14 protein-coding genes are annotated in these 15,825 nt (G+C 60.8%); 7 read left to right on the top strand and 7 right to left on the bottom strand.

What is annotated here, in order from left to right; translation table 11 throughout:
- Positions 1 to 68 precede the first annotated feature (68 nt).
- Together FPT15_RS01865 and FPT15_RS01870 are read right to left on the bottom strand one after the other, a co-directional pair.
- A complete protein-coding gene (locus FPT15_RS01865) occupies positions 69 to 767 on the bottom strand; it encodes a fimbria/pilus chaperone family protein (protein WP_372241432.1) in 699 nt (232 codons plus the stop codon).
- Positions 768 to 890: 123 nt separating this feature from the next.
- On the bottom strand, positions 891 to 1,538 hold the full coding sequence (locus FPT15_RS01870; protein ID WP_145158009.1) for a DUF1120 domain-containing protein: 648 nt from the start codon (positions 1,536 to 1,538) through the stop codon (positions 891 to 893).
- 483 nt (positions 1,539 to 2,021) lie between these two features.
- Between FPT15_RS01870 and ppx the strand changes: the two genes are divergently transcribed.
- The gene (gene ppx / locus FPT15_RS01875; RefSeq protein ID WP_106576072.1) at positions 2,022 to 3,524 is read left to right on the top strand and encodes an exopolyphosphatase; all 1,503 of its coding nucleotides are present in this window, start codon (positions 2,022 to 2,024) and stop codon (positions 3,522 to 3,524) included.
- A 138-nt stretch (positions 3,525 to 3,662) separates the two neighbouring features.
- Here ppx and ppk1 read toward each other — a convergent pair whose 3' ends face one another.
- Both ppk1 and hemB read right to left on the bottom strand, forming a co-directional pair.
- Complete coding sequence (gene ppk1 / locus FPT15_RS01880) at positions 3,663 to 5,885, bottom strand: polyphosphate kinase 1 (protein ID WP_106575798.1); 2,223 nt, start codon at positions 5,883 to 5,885, stop codon at positions 3,663 to 3,665.
- Positions 5,886 to 5,903: 18 nt separating this feature from the next.
- Positions 5,904 to 6,917 (bottom strand): porphobilinogen synthase, encoded by a 1,014-nt coding sequence (gene hemB, locus FPT15_RS01885; RefSeq protein ID WP_145158012.1) that lies wholly within the window; start codon positions 6,915 to 6,917, stop codon positions 5,904 to 5,906.
- A gap of 208 nt (positions 6,918 to 7,125) precedes the next feature.
- On the opposite strand from hemB, the gene FPT15_RS01890 reads away from it, so the two are divergent.
- Positions 7,126 to 7,773, top strand: coding sequence for a DedA family protein (locus FPT15_RS01890; protein WP_106576073.1), 648 nt, complete (start codon positions 7,126 to 7,128; stop codon positions 7,771 to 7,773).
- Here the strand turns inward: FPT15_RS01890 and FPT15_RS01895 are convergent.
- Positions 7,754 to 8,989, bottom strand: a complete 1,236-nt coding sequence (locus tag FPT15_RS01895) for a sterol desaturase family protein (protein ID WP_145158015.1) — start codon at positions 8,987 to 8,989, stop codon at positions 7,754 to 7,756. The two genes, FPT15_RS01890 and FPT15_RS01895, sit on opposite strands and share 20 nt — an antisense overlap.
- Before the next feature lie 116 nt (positions 8,990 to 9,105).
- Between FPT15_RS01895 and elbB the strand changes: the two genes are divergently transcribed.
- Complete coding sequence (gene elbB / locus FPT15_RS01900; RefSeq protein WP_145158018.1) at positions 9,106 to 9,771, top strand: isoprenoid biosynthesis glyoxalase ElbB; 666 nt, start codon at positions 9,106 to 9,108, stop codon at positions 9,769 to 9,771.
- 226 nt (positions 9,772 to 9,997) lie between these two features.
- On the opposite strand, the gene FPT15_RS01905 is transcribed toward elbB, so the two are convergent.
- Both FPT15_RS01905 and FPT15_RS01910 read right to left on the bottom strand, forming a co-directional pair.
- Positions 9,998 to 10,453, bottom strand: a complete 456-nt coding sequence (locus tag FPT15_RS01905) for a YaiI/YqxD family protein (protein ID WP_101273534.1) — start codon at positions 10,451 to 10,453, stop codon at positions 9,998 to 10,000.
- A gap of 2 nt (positions 10,454 to 10,455) precedes the next feature.
- The gene (locus FPT15_RS01910) at positions 10,456 to 12,351 is read right to left on the bottom strand and encodes an FTR1 family protein (RefSeq protein ID WP_145158021.1); all 1,896 of its coding nucleotides are present in this window, start codon (positions 12,349 to 12,351) and stop codon (positions 10,456 to 10,458) included.
- Between the two features lie 256 nt (positions 12,352 to 12,607).
- On the opposite strand from FPT15_RS01910, the gene FPT15_RS01915 reads away from it, so the two are divergent.
- From FPT15_RS01915 to FPT15_RS01930, 4 genes are read left to right on the top strand one after another with little or no spacing between them, the layout of a single operon-like run.
- Positions 12,608 to 14,002, top strand: a complete 1,395-nt coding sequence (locus FPT15_RS01915) for a COG3014 family protein (protein ID WP_145158024.1) — start codon at positions 12,608 to 12,610, stop codon at positions 14,000 to 14,002.
- Positions 14,003 to 14,012: 10 nt separating this feature from the next.
- A complete protein-coding gene (locus FPT15_RS01920; protein ID WP_145158027.1) occupies positions 14,013 to 14,384 on the top strand; it encodes a YcfL family protein in 372 nt (123 codons plus the stop codon).
- A gap of 35 nt (positions 14,385 to 14,419) precedes the next feature.
- Positions 14,420 to 15,007: a penicillin-binding protein activator LpoB gene (gene lpoB / locus FPT15_RS01925; protein WP_106575805.1), complete on the top strand. Its 588-nt coding sequence runs from the start codon at positions 14,420 to 14,422 to the stop codon at positions 15,005 to 15,007.
- 3 nt (positions 15,008 to 15,010) lie between these two features.
- On the top strand, positions 15,011 to 15,751 hold the full coding sequence (locus FPT15_RS01930) for a penicillin-binding protein activator LpoB (protein WP_145158030.1): 741 nt from the start codon (positions 15,011 to 15,013) through the stop codon (positions 15,749 to 15,751).
- Positions 15,752 to 15,825 lie beyond the last annotated feature (74 nt).

A 15,825-nucleotide genomic window follows, 5' to 3' on the forward strand; every position in this document is an offset into this window, starting at 1 on the left:
TCAAGGTGGGCCTGCCAGACCCAAAAAATGCCGCAATGCGGTGACTCGAAGGGTTAATCATCGGCCGATCAACCCTCATCGGTATGGATCGGGGCGCGGTAGTTTTCTACCGAAAACCCATAGACCGTGGCGGGCTGGATCTCGACCTCGGCCATACCGTCCAGTGGGCCATCAACCTGTGCGGTCAGTGCTTCACCGGGCAAAAGGTAGGCGCGCGGCAACGTGGCCGGGGCGCCTTGTGGAAGCAGCCGCACCTGCGGCGCCAGGCGCACCACATAGGCACTGTCGTTATGGACCGTGAGGCCCTGCCCGGTCCGCCTCCACTTCAGCAGCTCCCAGGGTGTTGAGTGCCGAGGCAAACCTTTGGGGTGCAGGATCAGCGGCAAATTCTGCCGAAGGGTGATACCGATGGTCGCACCGCCCGCCGTGCGCGCCTGGGGGATGCCCTCGAACGACACGCGCTTGAGGCGTTGGGTCTTGAGCGGCTCACTCTGGGTGCTGATAAAACGCACCAACTGCGTGTCGCCCGCTTCCACTCGCGTGATGGGCGGGGTGACGATCAACAGCAGCTGCTGGTCCTCGGGCACGTTCTCCACCACCGAATGAAGCAACGCCGGCCCTGCATCGGTGTTCTTGATGTTTATTGTGGCTTCGCCCTCTTCCTCATAAAGCATCACCACCGTTGTTTCCGGCAGCATGCCGTCCGCCTGTGCAACACCGGTAAAAAAACCACAGGCACTTGCACTCCAAAACACTATAAAACTTATGATTGAAAACCCACGCACTCGACGTCCCCCACAACCGACAAAGTTGACAATGGGCAGTTAAACGCCCACAAAAAAACAGCCAACCAGAAAGTGTCAGTTTCTTGATTGGCTGTTTTGCGCTGTTTAGATGTAACTCAATACCAGTGTGGCGCGCCCATCAAGGGAGACATCGCGACTCAAGTCCAGATCCTGCGCACGGTTAATGACCGCCTTCACCGCAAGCGTGCCGGTCAACTGGTTAATAGAGGCCGGCGTAAAGGTGGTGCTATTGCGCCATGAATACTGAGCAGGCGATTGAGCAACTTTGCCATCGCTGCTCAACCAAACGCCGGCGCCATTACGCAGGATGGGGTACAGCGCCACACCGGCAGAACGCAGATCCCTGAGCGTGACCGAATAGCCACCGGTTCGCCGAGCGCCTACGGAACCCAGACCGAAATTCTGCGCCTCGGTAAAGCCTGGGCCCAGGACACCTGGCACTTTGCTGCCCGCCTGCAGGTCGGTGAAGGAGAGACCGAACCTCGCCGGCGTTGTGCCGCAATTGACCACCAGGGAAGTGGTCTTCTCTTCGCGCGTGTTGAACGCGGTCTGGGATAATTCGCCGGAACGAATCGTGCCGTAATCAATGATGCCGCTGCCGGCCAGGCTGAGGTTACAGGCGGCGGGTGTAATCGTGCCCCTGACGACCAGCTGGGCGCTGGTGGTCGCCTGAGCGGTCAGGGTTGCAGCCAGGCAGGCGATACCGAGAGTCAAACCAACAATTGTTTTCATTTTTGTCCTGTCACTACGAAGTTAACAGGCGCTGTTTATTCGCGTTCTGGCGAATCCATCGCCCAACCACTTATCTTCCCGGACATACATAACGATAAATAAATAACACCCAGGCAACATTGCCGAGTGACAGTCTGTCGCTTTGGTACCTCATTAAAAAATCGGACAACACATCAGTTATTGTCAGAGTGATGAAAATAAACAGTGGCTCTCAGTTAATAACAAGGTAGTCCATAACAAAACAAACTAAGAGAACAGCGACTCAGCCATTGTAGGCAAATTCAGAATCCGTCTTGAACACTACAAAAGCCAAAATGCCTACATCATCGACTGACTTATTCGTCGCACGCTTACAAAACCGGCCTACATTTCCCACATGAATTCCCCACAGACAGCATCAGGCAAATTACTGAAGCACAACGCGTTGGCGCCAGCGTTCGATCGTGGCACGATGGTCAGGTTATCGACCGAGACCCCCAAACCATGCCGCAATCCCAAGCCAAGAATCTGTCCTTGATCGCCGCTATCGACCTGGGCTCCAACAGCTTTCACATGGTCGTGGCCAAGGCCCAGAACGGCGAAATCCGCATCCTCGAGCGGCTCGGCGAAAAAGTGCAACTGGCTGCCGGGATCGACGACGAGCGCCAGCTCAATGAAGAATCCATGCAGCGCGGGCTCGATTGCCTCAAGCGCTTTGCCCAACTGATCAACGGCATGCCCTTGGGCGCTGTGCGCATCGTTGGCACCAACGCCTTGCGTGAAGCCCGCAACCGCGGCGAATTCATCCGCCGCGCTGAAGCCATCCTCGGGCACCCGGTAGAAGTCATTTCCGGCCGCGAAGAAGCGCGCCTGATCTACCTCGGCGTCTCTCACACCCTGGCCGACACCCCCGGCAAACGCTTGGTAGCGGACATCGGCGGCGGCAGTACCGAATTCATCATCGGCCAGCGTTTCGAACCGCTGCTGCGCGAAAGCCTGCAGATGGGTTGCGTCAGTTATACCCAGCGTTATTTCAAGGACGGCAAGATCACCCCGGCGCGCTATGCCCAGGCCTACACCGCGGCGCGCCTGGAAATCATGAGCATCGAACACGCCCTGCATCGCTTGACCTGGGATGAAGCCATCGGCTCATCCGGCACCATCCGCGCCATCGGCCTGGCCCTCAAAGCCGGCGGCCATGGCACCGGTGAGGTCAACGCCGAAGGCCTGGCCTGGCTCAAGCGCAAACTGTTCAAGCTGGGCGACGCAGAGAAAATCGACTTCGACGGTATCAAGCCTGATCGGCGCACCATTTTCCCGGCCGGCCTGGCGATTCTCGAGGCGATTTTCGACGCCCTCGAACTGCAGCGCATGGACCACTGCGACGGCGCCCTGCGCGAAGGCGTGCTCTACGACCTGCTGGGCCGCCATCACCATGAAGACGTGCGTGAACGCACCCTCAGCTCGTTGATGGAGCGCTATCACGTCGACCTCGAACAAGCCGCGCGTGTGGAGCGCAAGGCCCTGCATGCCTTCGACCAGGTGGCCGAGGACTGGGACCTGGCAGACGGCGTGTGGCGCGAGCTGCTCGGCTGGGCTGCCAAGGTGCACGAAGTAGGCCTGGACATCGCCCACTACCATTACCACAAGCATGGCGCTTACTTGATCGAGCACTCGGACCTCGCCGGTTTCTCCCGCGAAGACCAACAGATGCTCGCCCTGCTGGTGCGTGGCCATCGCCGCAACATTCCCAAGGACAAGTTTGCCGACTTCGGCAGCGAAGGTAGCAAGCTGATTCGCCTGTGCGTGCTGCTGCGTTTTGCGATCCTGTTCCACCACATCCGCGGCACCCAGGAAATGCCCCAGGTAACCCTGCGCGCCCACGGCGACAGCCTGGACGTGGTGTTCCCCAAAGGCTGGCTGGATGAAAACCAGCTGACCCAGGCGGACTTCGCCCAGGAAGCGGAATGGCTGACGCGGGTGGGGTTCAGCCTGAACCTGCGCTGAGCCGATCTAAAGAACACTGCAAAAACACATGTGGGAGGGGGCTTGCCCCCGATGGCGGTGGACCAGTCAATGAATCTGTTGACTGACACTCCTTCATCGGGGGCAAGCCCCCTCCCACATGTTCAGAGCGCGTTGGCTTTAGTTCACCGCAAGAATCGGGCTACCCAGCTTCTCCAGCAACGTCGCCTGCGCACTGCGCGGGTTCTGGTTGCCGGTCGGCGTGTTGCGCACGTAGCGGCCGTCCGACTGCAGGCTCCAGCTGTGCGTGTTGTCAGTGAGGTAGCTTTCCAGCTCTTTCTTGACGCGCATGATCAGCTTCTTGCCTTCCACCGGGAAGCAGGTCTCTACACGCTTATCGAGGTTGCGCTCCATCCAGTCGGCACTGGAGAGGAACATCTGCTCTTCGCCGCCGTTGAGGAAGTAGAACACCCGCGTGTGCTCCAGGAAGCGGCCGATGATCGATCGCACGTGGATGTTATGCGAGACCCCGGCGATGCCCGGACGCAGGCAGCACATGCCACGCACCACCAAGTCGATGCGCACACCGGACTGGCTGGCCTTGTACAGCGCGCGGATGATCTTCGGATCGGTCAGCGAGTTGAACTTGGCGATGATGTGCGCCGGTTTGCCGTCGAGGGCGAACTGGGTCTCGCGGGCAATCATGTCGAGCATGCCCTTTTTGAGCGTGAACGGCGCGTGCAGCAGCTTCTTCATGCGCAAGGTCTTGCCCATGCCGATCAGCTGGCTGAACAACTTGCCGACGTCTTCACACAAGGCGTCGTCGGAGGTCAGCAGGCTGTAGTCGGTGTAGAGCTTGGCGTTGCCGGCGTGGTAGTTGCCAGTGCCCAAGTGCGCGTAACGCACGATCTCGCCGGCTTCGCGGCGCAGGATCAGCATCATCTTGGCGTGGGTCTTGAAACCGACCACGCCGTAGATCACCACCGCACCGGCCGCTTGCAGACGGCTGGCCAGTTGCAGGTTGGACTCTTCGTCGAAGCGCGCACGCAGCTCGATCACCGCGGTGACTTCCTTGCCGTTTCGCGCGGCGTCTACCAGTGCGTCGACGATTTCCGAGTTGGCGCCGGAGCGGTACAGCGTCTGGCGCACAGCCAGAACATGCGGGTCCTTGGCGGCCTGGCGCAGCAGGTCGACCACCGGGGTGAAGGACTCGAACGGGTGCAGCAGCAGAATGTCCTGCTTGCTCACCACGCTGAAGATGTTCTCGCTGTTTTGCAGCAGTTTCGGGATCTGCGGAGTGAACGGCGTGTATTGCAGCTCCGGGTGGCTGTCCAGGCCGGTGATGCTGAACAGGCGCGTCAGGTTCACCGGGCCATTGACCTGGTACAACTCGGACTCGGCCAGGTTGAACTGCTTGAGCAGGTAGTCCGACAGGTGTTTAGGGCAAGTGTCGGCCACTTCCAGGCGCACCGCGTCGCCGTAGCGGCGCGAGAACAGCTCACCGCGCAGGGCGCGGGCCAAGTCTTCGACGTCTTCGGAATCCAGCGCCAGGTCGGCGTTACGGGTCAGGCGGAACTGGTAGCAGCCCTTTACCTTCATGCCCTGGAACAGGTCATCGGCGTGCGCGTGGATCATCGACGACAGGAATACATAGTTGTCGCCAGCGCCCCCCACCTCTTCCGGTACCTTGATGATTCGTGGCAACAGACGCGGCGCCGGGATGATCGCCAGGCCTGAATCGCGGCCGAAGGCGTCGATGCCTTCCAGTTCGACGATGAAGTTCAGGCTCTTGTTCACCAGCAGCGGGAACGGGTGCGTCGGGTCCAGACCAATCGGGGTGATGATCGGTGAAATCTCGTCACGGAAGTAACGGCGCACCCAGGTCTTGATCTTGGTGGTCCAGTGCCGGCGACGGATGAAGCGGACCTGATGTTTTTCCAGCTCCGGCAGCAGGATGTCGTTGAGGATCGCGTATTGGCGGTCGACATGGCCGTGCACCAGCTCGCTGATGCGCGCCAGGGCCTGGTGCGGCTGCAGGCCGTCGGCACCGGCTTGTTCGCGGGCGAAGGTGATTTGTTTCTTGAGGCCGGCGACGCGGATCTCGAAGAACTCGTCCAGGTTGCTGGAGAAAATCAGCAGGAATTTCAGCCGCTCCAGCAGCGGGTAGGACTCATCCAGCGCCTGCTCGAGCACGCGAATGTTGAATTGCAGTTGTGACAGCTCGCGGTGGATGTACAGGCTGCTGTCATCCAGGTTGGTGACCGCGACCACCGGGGCCGGCGCGGGCGCTTCGGCCACCACGGCAGGCGGTGCGGGTTCCAGCTCCGGCGGGGTTTCGGTGACTTGTTCCACCACCGGGTGAGCGTCTTTTACGGCAACTTCTGAGAGTCCTTCGGTATTCATTGAGTGTTCCTGTGAGGGCTATTGTTGCTCTCTAAGCAATTGGGCGGCGCGGGCGGCGAAGTAGGTCAGAATGCCATCAGCGCCGGCACGTTTAAAGGCAGTCAGGGATTCGAGGATCACCGCTTCACTCAACCAACCATTCTGGATCGCGGCCATGTGCATCGCGTATTCACCGCTGACCTGATAGACAAAGGTCGGCACTTTGAATTCCTCTTTGACCCGATAAAGGATGTCCAGGTACGGCATCCCTGGCTTGACCATCACCATGTCGGCGCCTTCAGCCAGATCCGCCGCCACTTCGTGCAGGGCTTCCTGGCTGTTGGCCGGGTCCATCTGGTACGAGGCCTTGTTGGCCTTGCCCAGGTTCAGTGCCGAGCCCACCGCATCGCGGAAAGGCCCGTAATAGGCGCTGGCGTACTTGGCCGAGTAGGCCATGATCCGCACATTGACGTGGCCGGCCAGTTCCAGGGCTTCGCGAATCGCCTGGATGCGACCGTCCATCATGTCCGACGGCGCGACGACCTGGGCGCCAGCGGCTGCGTGGGACAGCGCCTGTTTGACCAGCGCATCGACGGTAATGTCGTTTTGAACATAGCCGTCTTCGTCAAGAATGCCATCCTGGCCGTGGGTGGTGAACGGGTCCAGCGCCACGTCGGTGATCACACCCAGCTCCGGGAAACGCTCGCGCAGCGCGCGGGTAGCACGCTGGGCAATGCCTTGCGGGTTCCAGGCTTCGCTAGCGTCAAGCGACTTGAGTTCAGAGGGCGTCACTGGAAACAGCGCCAGCGCCGGAATCCCGAGCTCCACCCAGTTCGCCGCTTCGATCAGCAGCTGATCAATGGTCAAGCGCTCCACACCTGGCATCGATGCCACTGCTTCCCGACGGTTTTCACCGTCCAGCACAAACACCGGCAAGATCAGATCGTTCGTCGTCAGCACGTTTTCACGCACCAGACGACGAGAAAAATCATCACGGCGATTGCGGCGCAGGCGGGTAGCAGGGAACAGGCGATTGGCAGGGGTAAAGCTCACGACAGACTCCTGAGCCCGTGTTTACGGGCGAGCGTTGCAGTTATAAGCGGCCATTATGACGAAGGAATGACAGTTGTGCTTATCGATGCGACCTGCAGTCGCATTCGTCGCATATGTAGGAATTGTTCACTTCGTGACACATCTCGATACTTTCATGAATGTCCACGAAGGCGTAGGCTGCGCGTTCATTTCGCCAGCACCCCAGACCATGCTTCAACAATTTCTGCATGACTTCGGCTACTTTGCGCTCTTCCTGGGCACGTTCTTCGAAGGCGAAACCATTCTGGTTCTCGCAGGCTTCCTGGCGTTCCGTGGATACATGGATATCAACCTGGTGGTGGTCGTTGCCTTCTTTGGCAGCTATGCCGGTGACCAGCTGTGGTACTTCCTGGGGCGCAAGCATGGCCGCAAACTGTTGGCGCGCAAGCCGCGCTGGCAATTGATGGGCGACAAAGCGCTGGAACACATCCGCAAGCATCCGGATATCTGGGTGTTGAGCTTTCGGTTCGTCTACGGGCTGCGCACCGTGATGCCGGTGGCGATTGGCTTGTCCGGTTACCCGCCTTTGCGCTACTTGCTGCTCAACGGCATTGGCGCTGCGGTGTGGGCGGCGGCGCTGGGCGCTGCGGCTTATCATTTTGGCGCGGTGCTGGAAGGCATGCTCGGCAGCATTAAGAAATATGAGCTGTGGGTGTTGGGCGCACTGCTGTTGCTGGGCTTGGGCCTGTGGCTGCGTCGCCGCTTCAAGAACGCGCGCATTGCCCGCCAGGCCTGCGAAGATGCCAAGGCCCGGCTGGCCGCAGAGCAACTCGCCGAGCCCGCCAAGGTCGACGCACCTAAGACGCCAATCGAGTAAGCCGGTCTCTGCAGCAGTAGAGACCGATCACGCTGAGCAAGCTGTAACTCACCAGGCCCAGCCAGCCCAAATTGCTGGCCGGCCACAGCCCGACCAGCGGTGCCAGCCATACCAACGGTACATTCAGCCCCAGGCGCACCAGCTCAGCCTTCAGGGCCCAGGGGCGATTCTCCAACGCCACGCCCAGCGTGAACAACCCTAACGCCATCGCGCTCCAGCCCAGGATCAACGCCGCCGTGGGCAGCCCTTCGCCTGCATTCATCAGATAGCTGCCAAACCCCACATATGCCGCAAATTGCAGGGCAACGTAGACCTGCTGGCGTGCGTCCAGCGGCACTTCGAATTTGCGGAACTGGCTCAAGTCGGGCTTGGCCAGCGGGTACTTGGCCTTCACGTCCGCCGGGCGCCAGCCGGTGCGCATGAACCAGATGCGCAGCTTGTCCCACCCGCGCTCGGTACGCCGCGCATCACTCCACAACTGTGCATAAAACTGCAGGTTGGCCCACAGCGGGTTCCAACTGGCCAAGGGCGTGGTCACGCCAAAGATCACCGGTTCGTTGTCGTCTTCTTCCTGGAAGCTGCCGAACAGCCGGTCCCAAATAATGAACACGCCGCCATAGTTGCGATCCATGTAAAGAGCGTTCTGTGCATGGTGAGCCCGATGATTGGACGGTGTGACGAAGAACCATTCGAACCAGCCAAGCTTGGGCACGTGACGGGTGTGCACCCAGAATTGATACAGAAGATTGAGCGAGGCCACGCTGATAAACACCACCAGCGGCACGCCCACCACGGCCAGGGGCAGGTAGAAAATCCAGCTCAGCAAGAAGCCGGTGCTGGTCTGGCGCAAGGCGGTGGTGAGGTTGTAGTCCTCACTCTGGTGATGCACCGAGTGCGCGGCCCACAGGATGTTGCGCTCATGGCCGCAGCGATGCAGCCAGTAGTAGCAGAAGTCGTAGAACACAAAGGCGAACACCCAGGTCCACACACTCTGGGCCGAGAGCTCGACCAACGCCAGGTGCTTGAGGGCGAAGGCGTAAGTCAGCAGCCCGACCCCCTTGGTCAGCAAGCCCGTGGTGGTGGACAGCACACCCGTGCTGAGGCTGTTGATGGCGTCGGCCACCCGATAGTTGCGCGCGCCGCGCCAACGGTCGGCCAGCAGTTCAACCACGATCAAGGCAATGAAAAACGGTACCGCGTAAGGCACGAAGTCCATGGGCTAGTCCGGTCTGTTTTTGTTAGATCAAGATTAGGTGTAGCGGCGCGAGATCCCATTGGCAACAGATGACAAATTAGTAGACATTTAACGCCATGAAATAGGGAGAAATACTCATGAGCAAAAAGATTGCAGTGATCCTTTCCGGCTGTGGCGTGTACGACGGCGCAGAGATCCACGAAAGCGTGATTACCTTGCTGCGCCTGGACCAGCGAGGCGCCCAGGTCCAATGTTTTGCGCCGGATATCGCGCAACATCACGTGATCAACCACCTCACCGGCGAAGAGATGCCCGAGTCGCGTAACGTGCTGGTGGAGTCGGCGCGGATTGCTCGGGGTGACGTGAAAGATATCCGTGAGGCCCGCGCCGAAGATTTCGATGCGCTGATCGTGCCCGGCGGGTTTGGCGCGGCGAAGAACCTGTCGAACTTTGCCGTGGAAGGTGCGGGTTGCAGCGTCAACCCGCAGGTGCTGGCGCTGGCGGAAGCCTTCGCCGAAGCGAGCAAGCCGGTGGGGCTGATCTGCATTTCGCCGGCACTGGCCGCGAAAATCTACGGCCCAGGCGTGACGTGCACCATCGGCAACGACGCCGACACCGCCGCTGCCCTCGACAAGATGGGCGCCACCCACCGCGACTGCACAGTGGAAGACATCGTCGAGGACACCCCGCGCAAACTGGTGAGCACCCCGGCCTACATGCTTGGCAAGAACATCAGTGAGGTGGCCTCAGGTATCAACAAACTCGTGGATCGGGTGCTGGAATTGACCCACGAAAATGATTGAGCGCGTCCCGAACACTTAAGGGTGGTTAGCCCACCGTTGTGGCAGGCAGGCTCTTCGTGGCGAGCGGGCTTGTTGTGGCGAGCGGGCTTGCCCCGCGTTGGGCTGCGCAGCAGCCCCAATCCAGACAACGCGGTCAGTCAGTTAATCTGCGGCGTGAAGTTTTGGGGCGGCTTCGCCCCCCAACGCGGGGCAAGCCCGCTCGCCACAAGAACACTGCTCGCCAACGTCAGGCCTCGCGCATCAACTTGGTCAATATCCTGTCCAACGCATTGGCAAACGCCTGCTTATCCTTTTCCCCATGGGGCGGCGGGCCTCCGCCCATCTGGCCCTGCTCGCGCAGATCCGTGAAAAGGTTACGCACCGCCAGCCGTTCGCTCATGTTGGCCGGGCTGAATTCCTTGCCGCGAGGGTCAAGGGCCGTGACGCCCTTCTTCACCAGCCGGTCGGCCAAGGGCACATCGCTGCAAATCACCAGCTCACCGGGCACGGCGTGCTCCACCAGGTAGTCATCCGCCGCATCCGGGCCGCTGGGCACCACGATCAACTTCACACAAGCAAAGCTCGGTTTGATCTGGCTTTGCCCCGCCACCAGTACCACCTCGAACTGGCGCTTGAGGGCGAATTTCACCACCTGGTCCTTGGCCGCCCGTGGGCAAGCATCTGCATCGATCCACACGCGCATGGTCAGGCTGCCACGCGGCGTTTTTCTGCCAGGCGGCTGCGGCCGTACAGCACCACAATCGCCAGGATCGCCACGGCCTGCGCACTCAACGAATACGCGTCGGCGTGGATGCCCAGCCAGTCGAAGTCAAAGAACGCCACCGGCCGTGTGCCGAAGATGCCGGCCTCCTGCAAGGCCTTCACGCCATGCCCGGCGAACACCACCGACAGCGCACACAGCAGCGCCGCGTTGATGCCGAAGAACAATGCCAAGGGCAGCTTCGCCGAGCCGCGCAGGATCACCCACGCCAGGCCCACCAGCAGCACCAGCGCCGTGGCGCCACCGGCCAGCACCGCGTTGTGCCCGGCGGGGCCGGCTTGCAGCCACAGGGTTTCGTAGAACAGGATCACTTCGAACAGCTCGCGGTACACCGAGAAGAACGCCAGCATGGCAAACCCGAAGCGCCCGCCGCCGCCCACCAGGCTGCTCTTGATGTAATCCTGCCAGGCCGCCGCGTGGCGTCGGTCGTGCATCCACACGCCCAGCCACAGCACCATCACACTGGCAAACAGTGCCGTGCAGCCTTCAAGCAATTCGCGCTGGGCGCCGCTGACGTCAATCACATACGCCGCCAATGCCCACGTCGCCAGGCCGGCCAACAGCGCCAGGCCCCAACCGACGTTGACGCTGCGCACCGCCGATTGCTGGCCGGTGTTACGCAGGAAAGCCAGAATCGCCGCCAGCACCAGGATCGCTTCCAGACCTTCACGCAACAGAATCAGGAGGCCGGAGATGTAACTCAACGACCAGCTCAAGCCATCGCTGCCCAGCAAGCCGGCAGATTCAGTGAGTTTGCCCTTGGCCACGTCCAGACGCTGCTGCACCTGCTCGATCGGCAGGCCGTCCTGCAATGACTGCCGGTAGGCCATCAAGGCTTTCTCGGTGTCCTTGCGCACGTTGGCGTCGACGTTGTCCAGCGAGCTTTCCACCAGCTCAAACCCTTCCAGGTAGGCGGCTACCGACAAGTCGTAGGCCTGTTCGTGATCACCGTTGCGGAACGCGGCGAGGCTCTTGTCCAGCGTGGTCGCGGTGTAATCGAGCAACTGCGCCGGGCCACGCTTGACCTGCGGCGGCTGCGCACGTTGGGCGCGGAACGTCGCAGCGGCGGCCGGGCCGCTGGCGGCGAGCACTTCATTGGGGGTCTGGCGGGCCAGGTCGGCAAGGTTGAAGGGTTGTTCGCTGTTTGCCGCAGCCGGGTTAGCGGTGAAACCGGCGATGTAGGTCGCCAGGTCCCAGCGTTGACGGTCGTCCAGTTGGTCGGCGAAAGACGGCATGTCAGTGCCCTCGACGCCCAGACCGAGTGTGTTGTAGATCGCGTAGAGGCTCAGGCGGTCCAGGCGCGCGGCGTCACGCAGGTTCGCGGGCGGCGGCGTCATGCCCGTGCTGGCCGGGCCATCACCGGCGCCCGCAGTGCCGTGGCATACCGAGCAGTGCTGGGCATAGAGCGGTGCGCCACGCGTGGGGTCTGGGGTGATCGCCGGAGCCTGACTGACCTCGTACGCCACTGCCAACTTGGCACCTAACTGACGGGCCTGGTGGGCGACGGTCGTGCCCTCTTCACGCGCGGTCACCGCCGCCAGCAATTCATTGACGCCCTTTATCAAATCGGCGCGTTCGGGTTTCTCGGGTAAATCCGCTACCAGGCCCTGCAATACCCCAAGAAACTCCACCTGCTCGCGGTATTCGGATTCATCCACGACCTTGCCCGCGTCCACCGATGGCGGGTAGTCGGCACCGATGTAATCGAGCAGATGCAAGGCTTGAGGCGCGCCCTCGGCAGTTGCCGCCAACAGATTAAAGCTGCACGACATCAGCGCCGGCAGCAGCAGCCAGGCGAGAAAACGGTAAAGGGCAGTCATGAATGAATCTCAAAGGGAAATGCGAAGTAACACATTGTTTAACGTTAAGGGGTTTGACTCAAGACGTCAGTGATAAGGCGATGGAAATATCGCCGTCGACATGATGGCAATCGCACAAAAAACGGAGCAAAAAGCCATTGTTTTGCCAGTAATGGCGCCTATAATGCCGCGCCCTGTTATTGCGAAAGGGAATTTGATTCCTCGTTTTTATGAGGAATAGGCACATCGGCTGATTATTTTCAGGGAAGAAGTTTGTATGGCATTTCGCGCCTTAACTCCGCTCGCACTCGCGGCGTTGACCTTGCTGTCCGGTTGTTCGATGTTTCGCAGCTACGACACTGAGCTGCAAGCCACCAACCAACAGCTGGCTACCGGCAATGTCGACGGTGCCCTGACCCTGCTGGAAAAAAACAATACCGGCGACGACAAAGACCTGCTCTATTTCTTCGAAAAGGGCGAGCTGTTGCGCGCCAAGGGCGACCTCACCGGCAGCCAGACCGCCTGGCGCAGCGCCGACCTGCAAGTCTACAAGTGGGAAGAGTCAGTCAAATTCGACAGCGAAAAGTACCTCGCCCAGTTCGGCAGTTTCCTGGTCAACGACAAAGTGCGTCGCTACGAAGGTTATGACTACGAAAAAGTCATGCTCACCACCCAGATGGCCTTGAACCTGCTGGCCGTGAACGACTTCGACGGTGCCCGCACCGAGATCAAGAAGACCCACGAACGCGAAGCGGTGATCGCCGACCTGCGCGACAAGGAATACCTCAAGCGCGAAAACGAAGCCGAGCGCCAAGGCGTCACCACTCAGATCAAAGACCTGCGCGGCTACCCGGTGGAAGCACTGGACGCGCCGGAAGTGGTCGGCCTGAAAAACAGCTACCAGAGTGCGTTCAGCCATTACCTGGCAGGCTTTGTCTACGAAGCCCTCGGCGAAAAAGACCTGGCTGCGCCCGGCTACCGCAAGGCCGCCGAACTGCGCCCCAACACGCCGCTGCTGGAGCAGGCGTTGCTTGAGCTGGACAAGTCCAAGGTCGGCGCCGATGAGACCGACGTGCTGATCGTGGTCCAAAGCGGCCTGGCACCGGCACGTGATTCGATCCGCCTGCCATTGCCGATCCCGATCAATGGCAACCTGGTGATCACCCCGCTGTCGTTCCCGGTGATCAAGGCCGACAACTCCCCCGCGACCTTTGCCCAGGTCGGCGTGGACGGCAAGCAACAGAACCTCACCGCACTCAACAGCACCACGGCCATGTCGCGCCGCGCCCTGCGTGATGACATGCCGGGGATCATCCTGCGCACCACCGTGCGTGCGGTCAGCCGTGGCGTGGCGCAGAATAACCTGAACAAGACCAACCCCATGGCGGGCCTGGTGCTGGGCATCGCCTCGGCCGTGACCGAAGGCGCCGACACGCGCACCTGGCGCACGCTGCCGGACCTGACCCAAGTGACGCGACTGCGCCTCAAGCACGGCGACCACCAGGTCAGCCTGCCCAACGCCCTGGGCGGCACGCTGGTGACGGTCAAGGCCGACCAGCGCTATCAGGTGATCACCCTGCGCGTGGTCGGCAACCAAGTATTCGCCGGTGGCCTCGCGGCCCATGTGGTGCCGAGTGCTGCCAACCAGGCCATCGCCCTCAAACAACCTTAAGGAGCACGCTATGCGTCATTTCATTCTCGGCGCCCTGGCGCTGGTCCTGCTCGCCGGCTGCGCCACCCCGCCGCCGCCGGAGCCTGGCAGCGCCGCCAGCAAAATCGTGGTGATGGGCACGTTCAAAGGCATCGCGGTCGGTGCCATTCGTGTGGCCCGAGAAAATGGCTTTCTCACGGCCAAGGTGCAGCTGAGCAACATCACCAGCAGCAACCAGATGATGTATTACCGCTTTTCCTGGCTGGGCGCCGACGGTTTCCCGGTGGGCGATGAAGAAACCTGGAAAGTGCTGAACCTGTACGCCAACCAGGCCACGTTCTTGCCGGCCATCGCCAACCTGCCTCAGGCGGCGGACTTTCGTCTTGAAGTGAAAACGCCTTGAAGCCTTCACCTATCAGTTTTCAGAGAGATTTCCCCATGTTTGCACGTGTCTCGATTCTCGCCGTGGTTGCCCTGTTGGCCAGCGGTTGCTCCAACACCTCGCCGGTCCTTGGCGGCAAGAACATCAGCTACGGCGACTCTAAGGCCGTGGAATTGGTCACCAACGAGTTCGGCTCGACCGACCTGCAGATGATCGCCGAAAGCATGACCCGCTCCCTGGCCCAGTCCGGCATCTTGCAGGGCCGTCCGGTCGTGCAGGTGTATGACGTGAAGAACAAGACCAGCGAGTACATCGACACCCGTGAGATCACCACGTCGATCAAGACCCAGCTGATGAAGACCGGCACTGCGCGCTTCGCCAGCGACAACACCGATATGCAAAGCCAGGTTGACCAGCTCAAGCTGCAAAACCAGAGCGGCCTGTACAAAAAAGCCACCGTCAGCAAGACCGGCAATATGGTCGCCGCCAAGTACCGCCTGGAAGGCTCCATCAGCTCCATCGTCAAGCGCAGCTCGGACTACAAAGACGTCTTCTACAAATTCAGCCTGCAGCTGATCGACGTCGAGAGCGGCCTGGCCGAATGGATGGACGAGAAAGAAATCCGCAAAACCACGGAGCGCTGAGCAATGCGTGCATGGATCGGCATGATCGGCCTGCTGTGCGCCTTTGGCGCCTCGGCCGCCCCGAAGATCGCGGTGACTGACCTTGCCTACGAGGCGCGCGTCGAGGAGTACATCCACGCGGTCTCGGCCAGCAACAACTTCCAGGCCAGCGCCTATCAGGCCAGCGGTGCGTCGAGCTACAGCGAGTATGAGAGCCGCACCAGCTACATCGAGCAGGCCGAGCTGCGTAAATTCAGCGGAGATATCAAGGGCGAGATTCTCAAGTCGCACCAGTTCCAACTGGTACAGGGCACGCCTTACACCGCCGACGCCAAGGGCGATGTGTACGACGTGATCAAGCGCATCAAGGCCGGCAACTTCAAGGGCGCCGACTACGTGCTGTTCGGCACCCTGTCAGACATCGACTTCACCCAGGACATCAACGCCCTGGACCACACCAACAGCTACTCGGCCGTGCTGGGCCTGACGCTGGTGGCGGATTTCAGCCTGATCAACACGCGCACCTTCGAGATCACCTCGGCGTTTACCGCGATGGGCGAAGGCCAGGACACCAAGCTGGTGAACAGCCGTGATGTGCGCGTGAGCCTGAACCGGCCACGGGTGGTAAGGGACGTGTCGAAAGCCTTGGGTGAGGATGTGGCCAGGCAACTGGCAGAGCAGCTGGGCGGCGGGTATCAAGACCCCGGCAAGCCTGCGCTGCGCAACAATCTGCCCAGGGATGAAGCGCCGAAGATTCTGCGCTGAGCCAAAGCGTTCACAGACGACGCAAAACCACTGTGGGAGCGGGCTTGCTCGCGAATTCGGTAGATCAGTCAATA

Source organism: Pseudomonas sp. RGB, from assembly GCF_007713445.1.
Lineage (GTDB): Bacteria > Pseudomonadota > Gammaproteobacteria > Pseudomonadales > Pseudomonadaceae > Aquipseudomonas.

Coding starts and splice junctions, on each gene's coding strand:
- FPT15_RS01870 (WP_145158009.1), bottom strand. CDS start 1,538: ATGAAAACAATTGTTGGTTTGACTCTCGGTATCGCCTGCCTGGCTGCA.
- ppx (WP_106576072.1), top strand. CDS start 2,022: ATGCCGCAATCCCAAGCCAAGAATCTGTCCTTGATCGCCGCTATCGAC.
- ppk1 (WP_106575798.1), bottom strand. CDS start 5,885: ATGAATACCGAAGGACTCTCAGAAGTTGCCGTAAAAGACGCTCACCCG.
- FPT15_RS01890 (WP_106576073.1), top strand. CDS start 7,126: ATGCTTCAACAATTTCTGCATGACTTCGGCTACTTTGCGCTCTTCCTG.
- FPT15_RS01895 (WP_145158015.1), bottom strand. CDS start 8,989: ATGGACTTCGTGCCTTACGCGGTACCGTTTTTCATTGCCTTGATCGTG.
- elbB (WP_145158018.1), top strand. CDS start 9,106: ATGAGCAAAAAGATTGCAGTGATCCTTTCCGGCTGTGGCGTGTACGAC.
- FPT15_RS01905 (WP_101273534.1), bottom strand. CDS start 10,453: ATGCGCGTGTGGATCGATGCAGATGCTTGCCCACGGGCGGCCAAGGAC.
- FPT15_RS01910 (WP_145158021.1), bottom strand. CDS start 12,351: ATGACTGCCCTTTACCGTTTTCTCGCCTGGCTGCTGCTGCCGGCGCTG.
- FPT15_RS01915 (WP_145158024.1), top strand. CDS start 12,608: ATGGCATTTCGCGCCTTAACTCCGCTCGCACTCGCGGCGTTGACCTTG.
- FPT15_RS01920 (WP_145158027.1), top strand. CDS start 14,013: ATGCGTCATTTCATTCTCGGCGCCCTGGCGCTGGTCCTGCTCGCCGGC.
- lpoB (WP_106575805.1), top strand. CDS start 14,420: ATGTTTGCACGTGTCTCGATTCTCGCCGTGGTTGCCCTGTTGGCCAGC.
- FPT15_RS01930 (WP_145158030.1), top strand. CDS start 15,011: ATGCGTGCATGGATCGGCATGATCGGCCTGCTGTGCGCCTTTGGCGCC.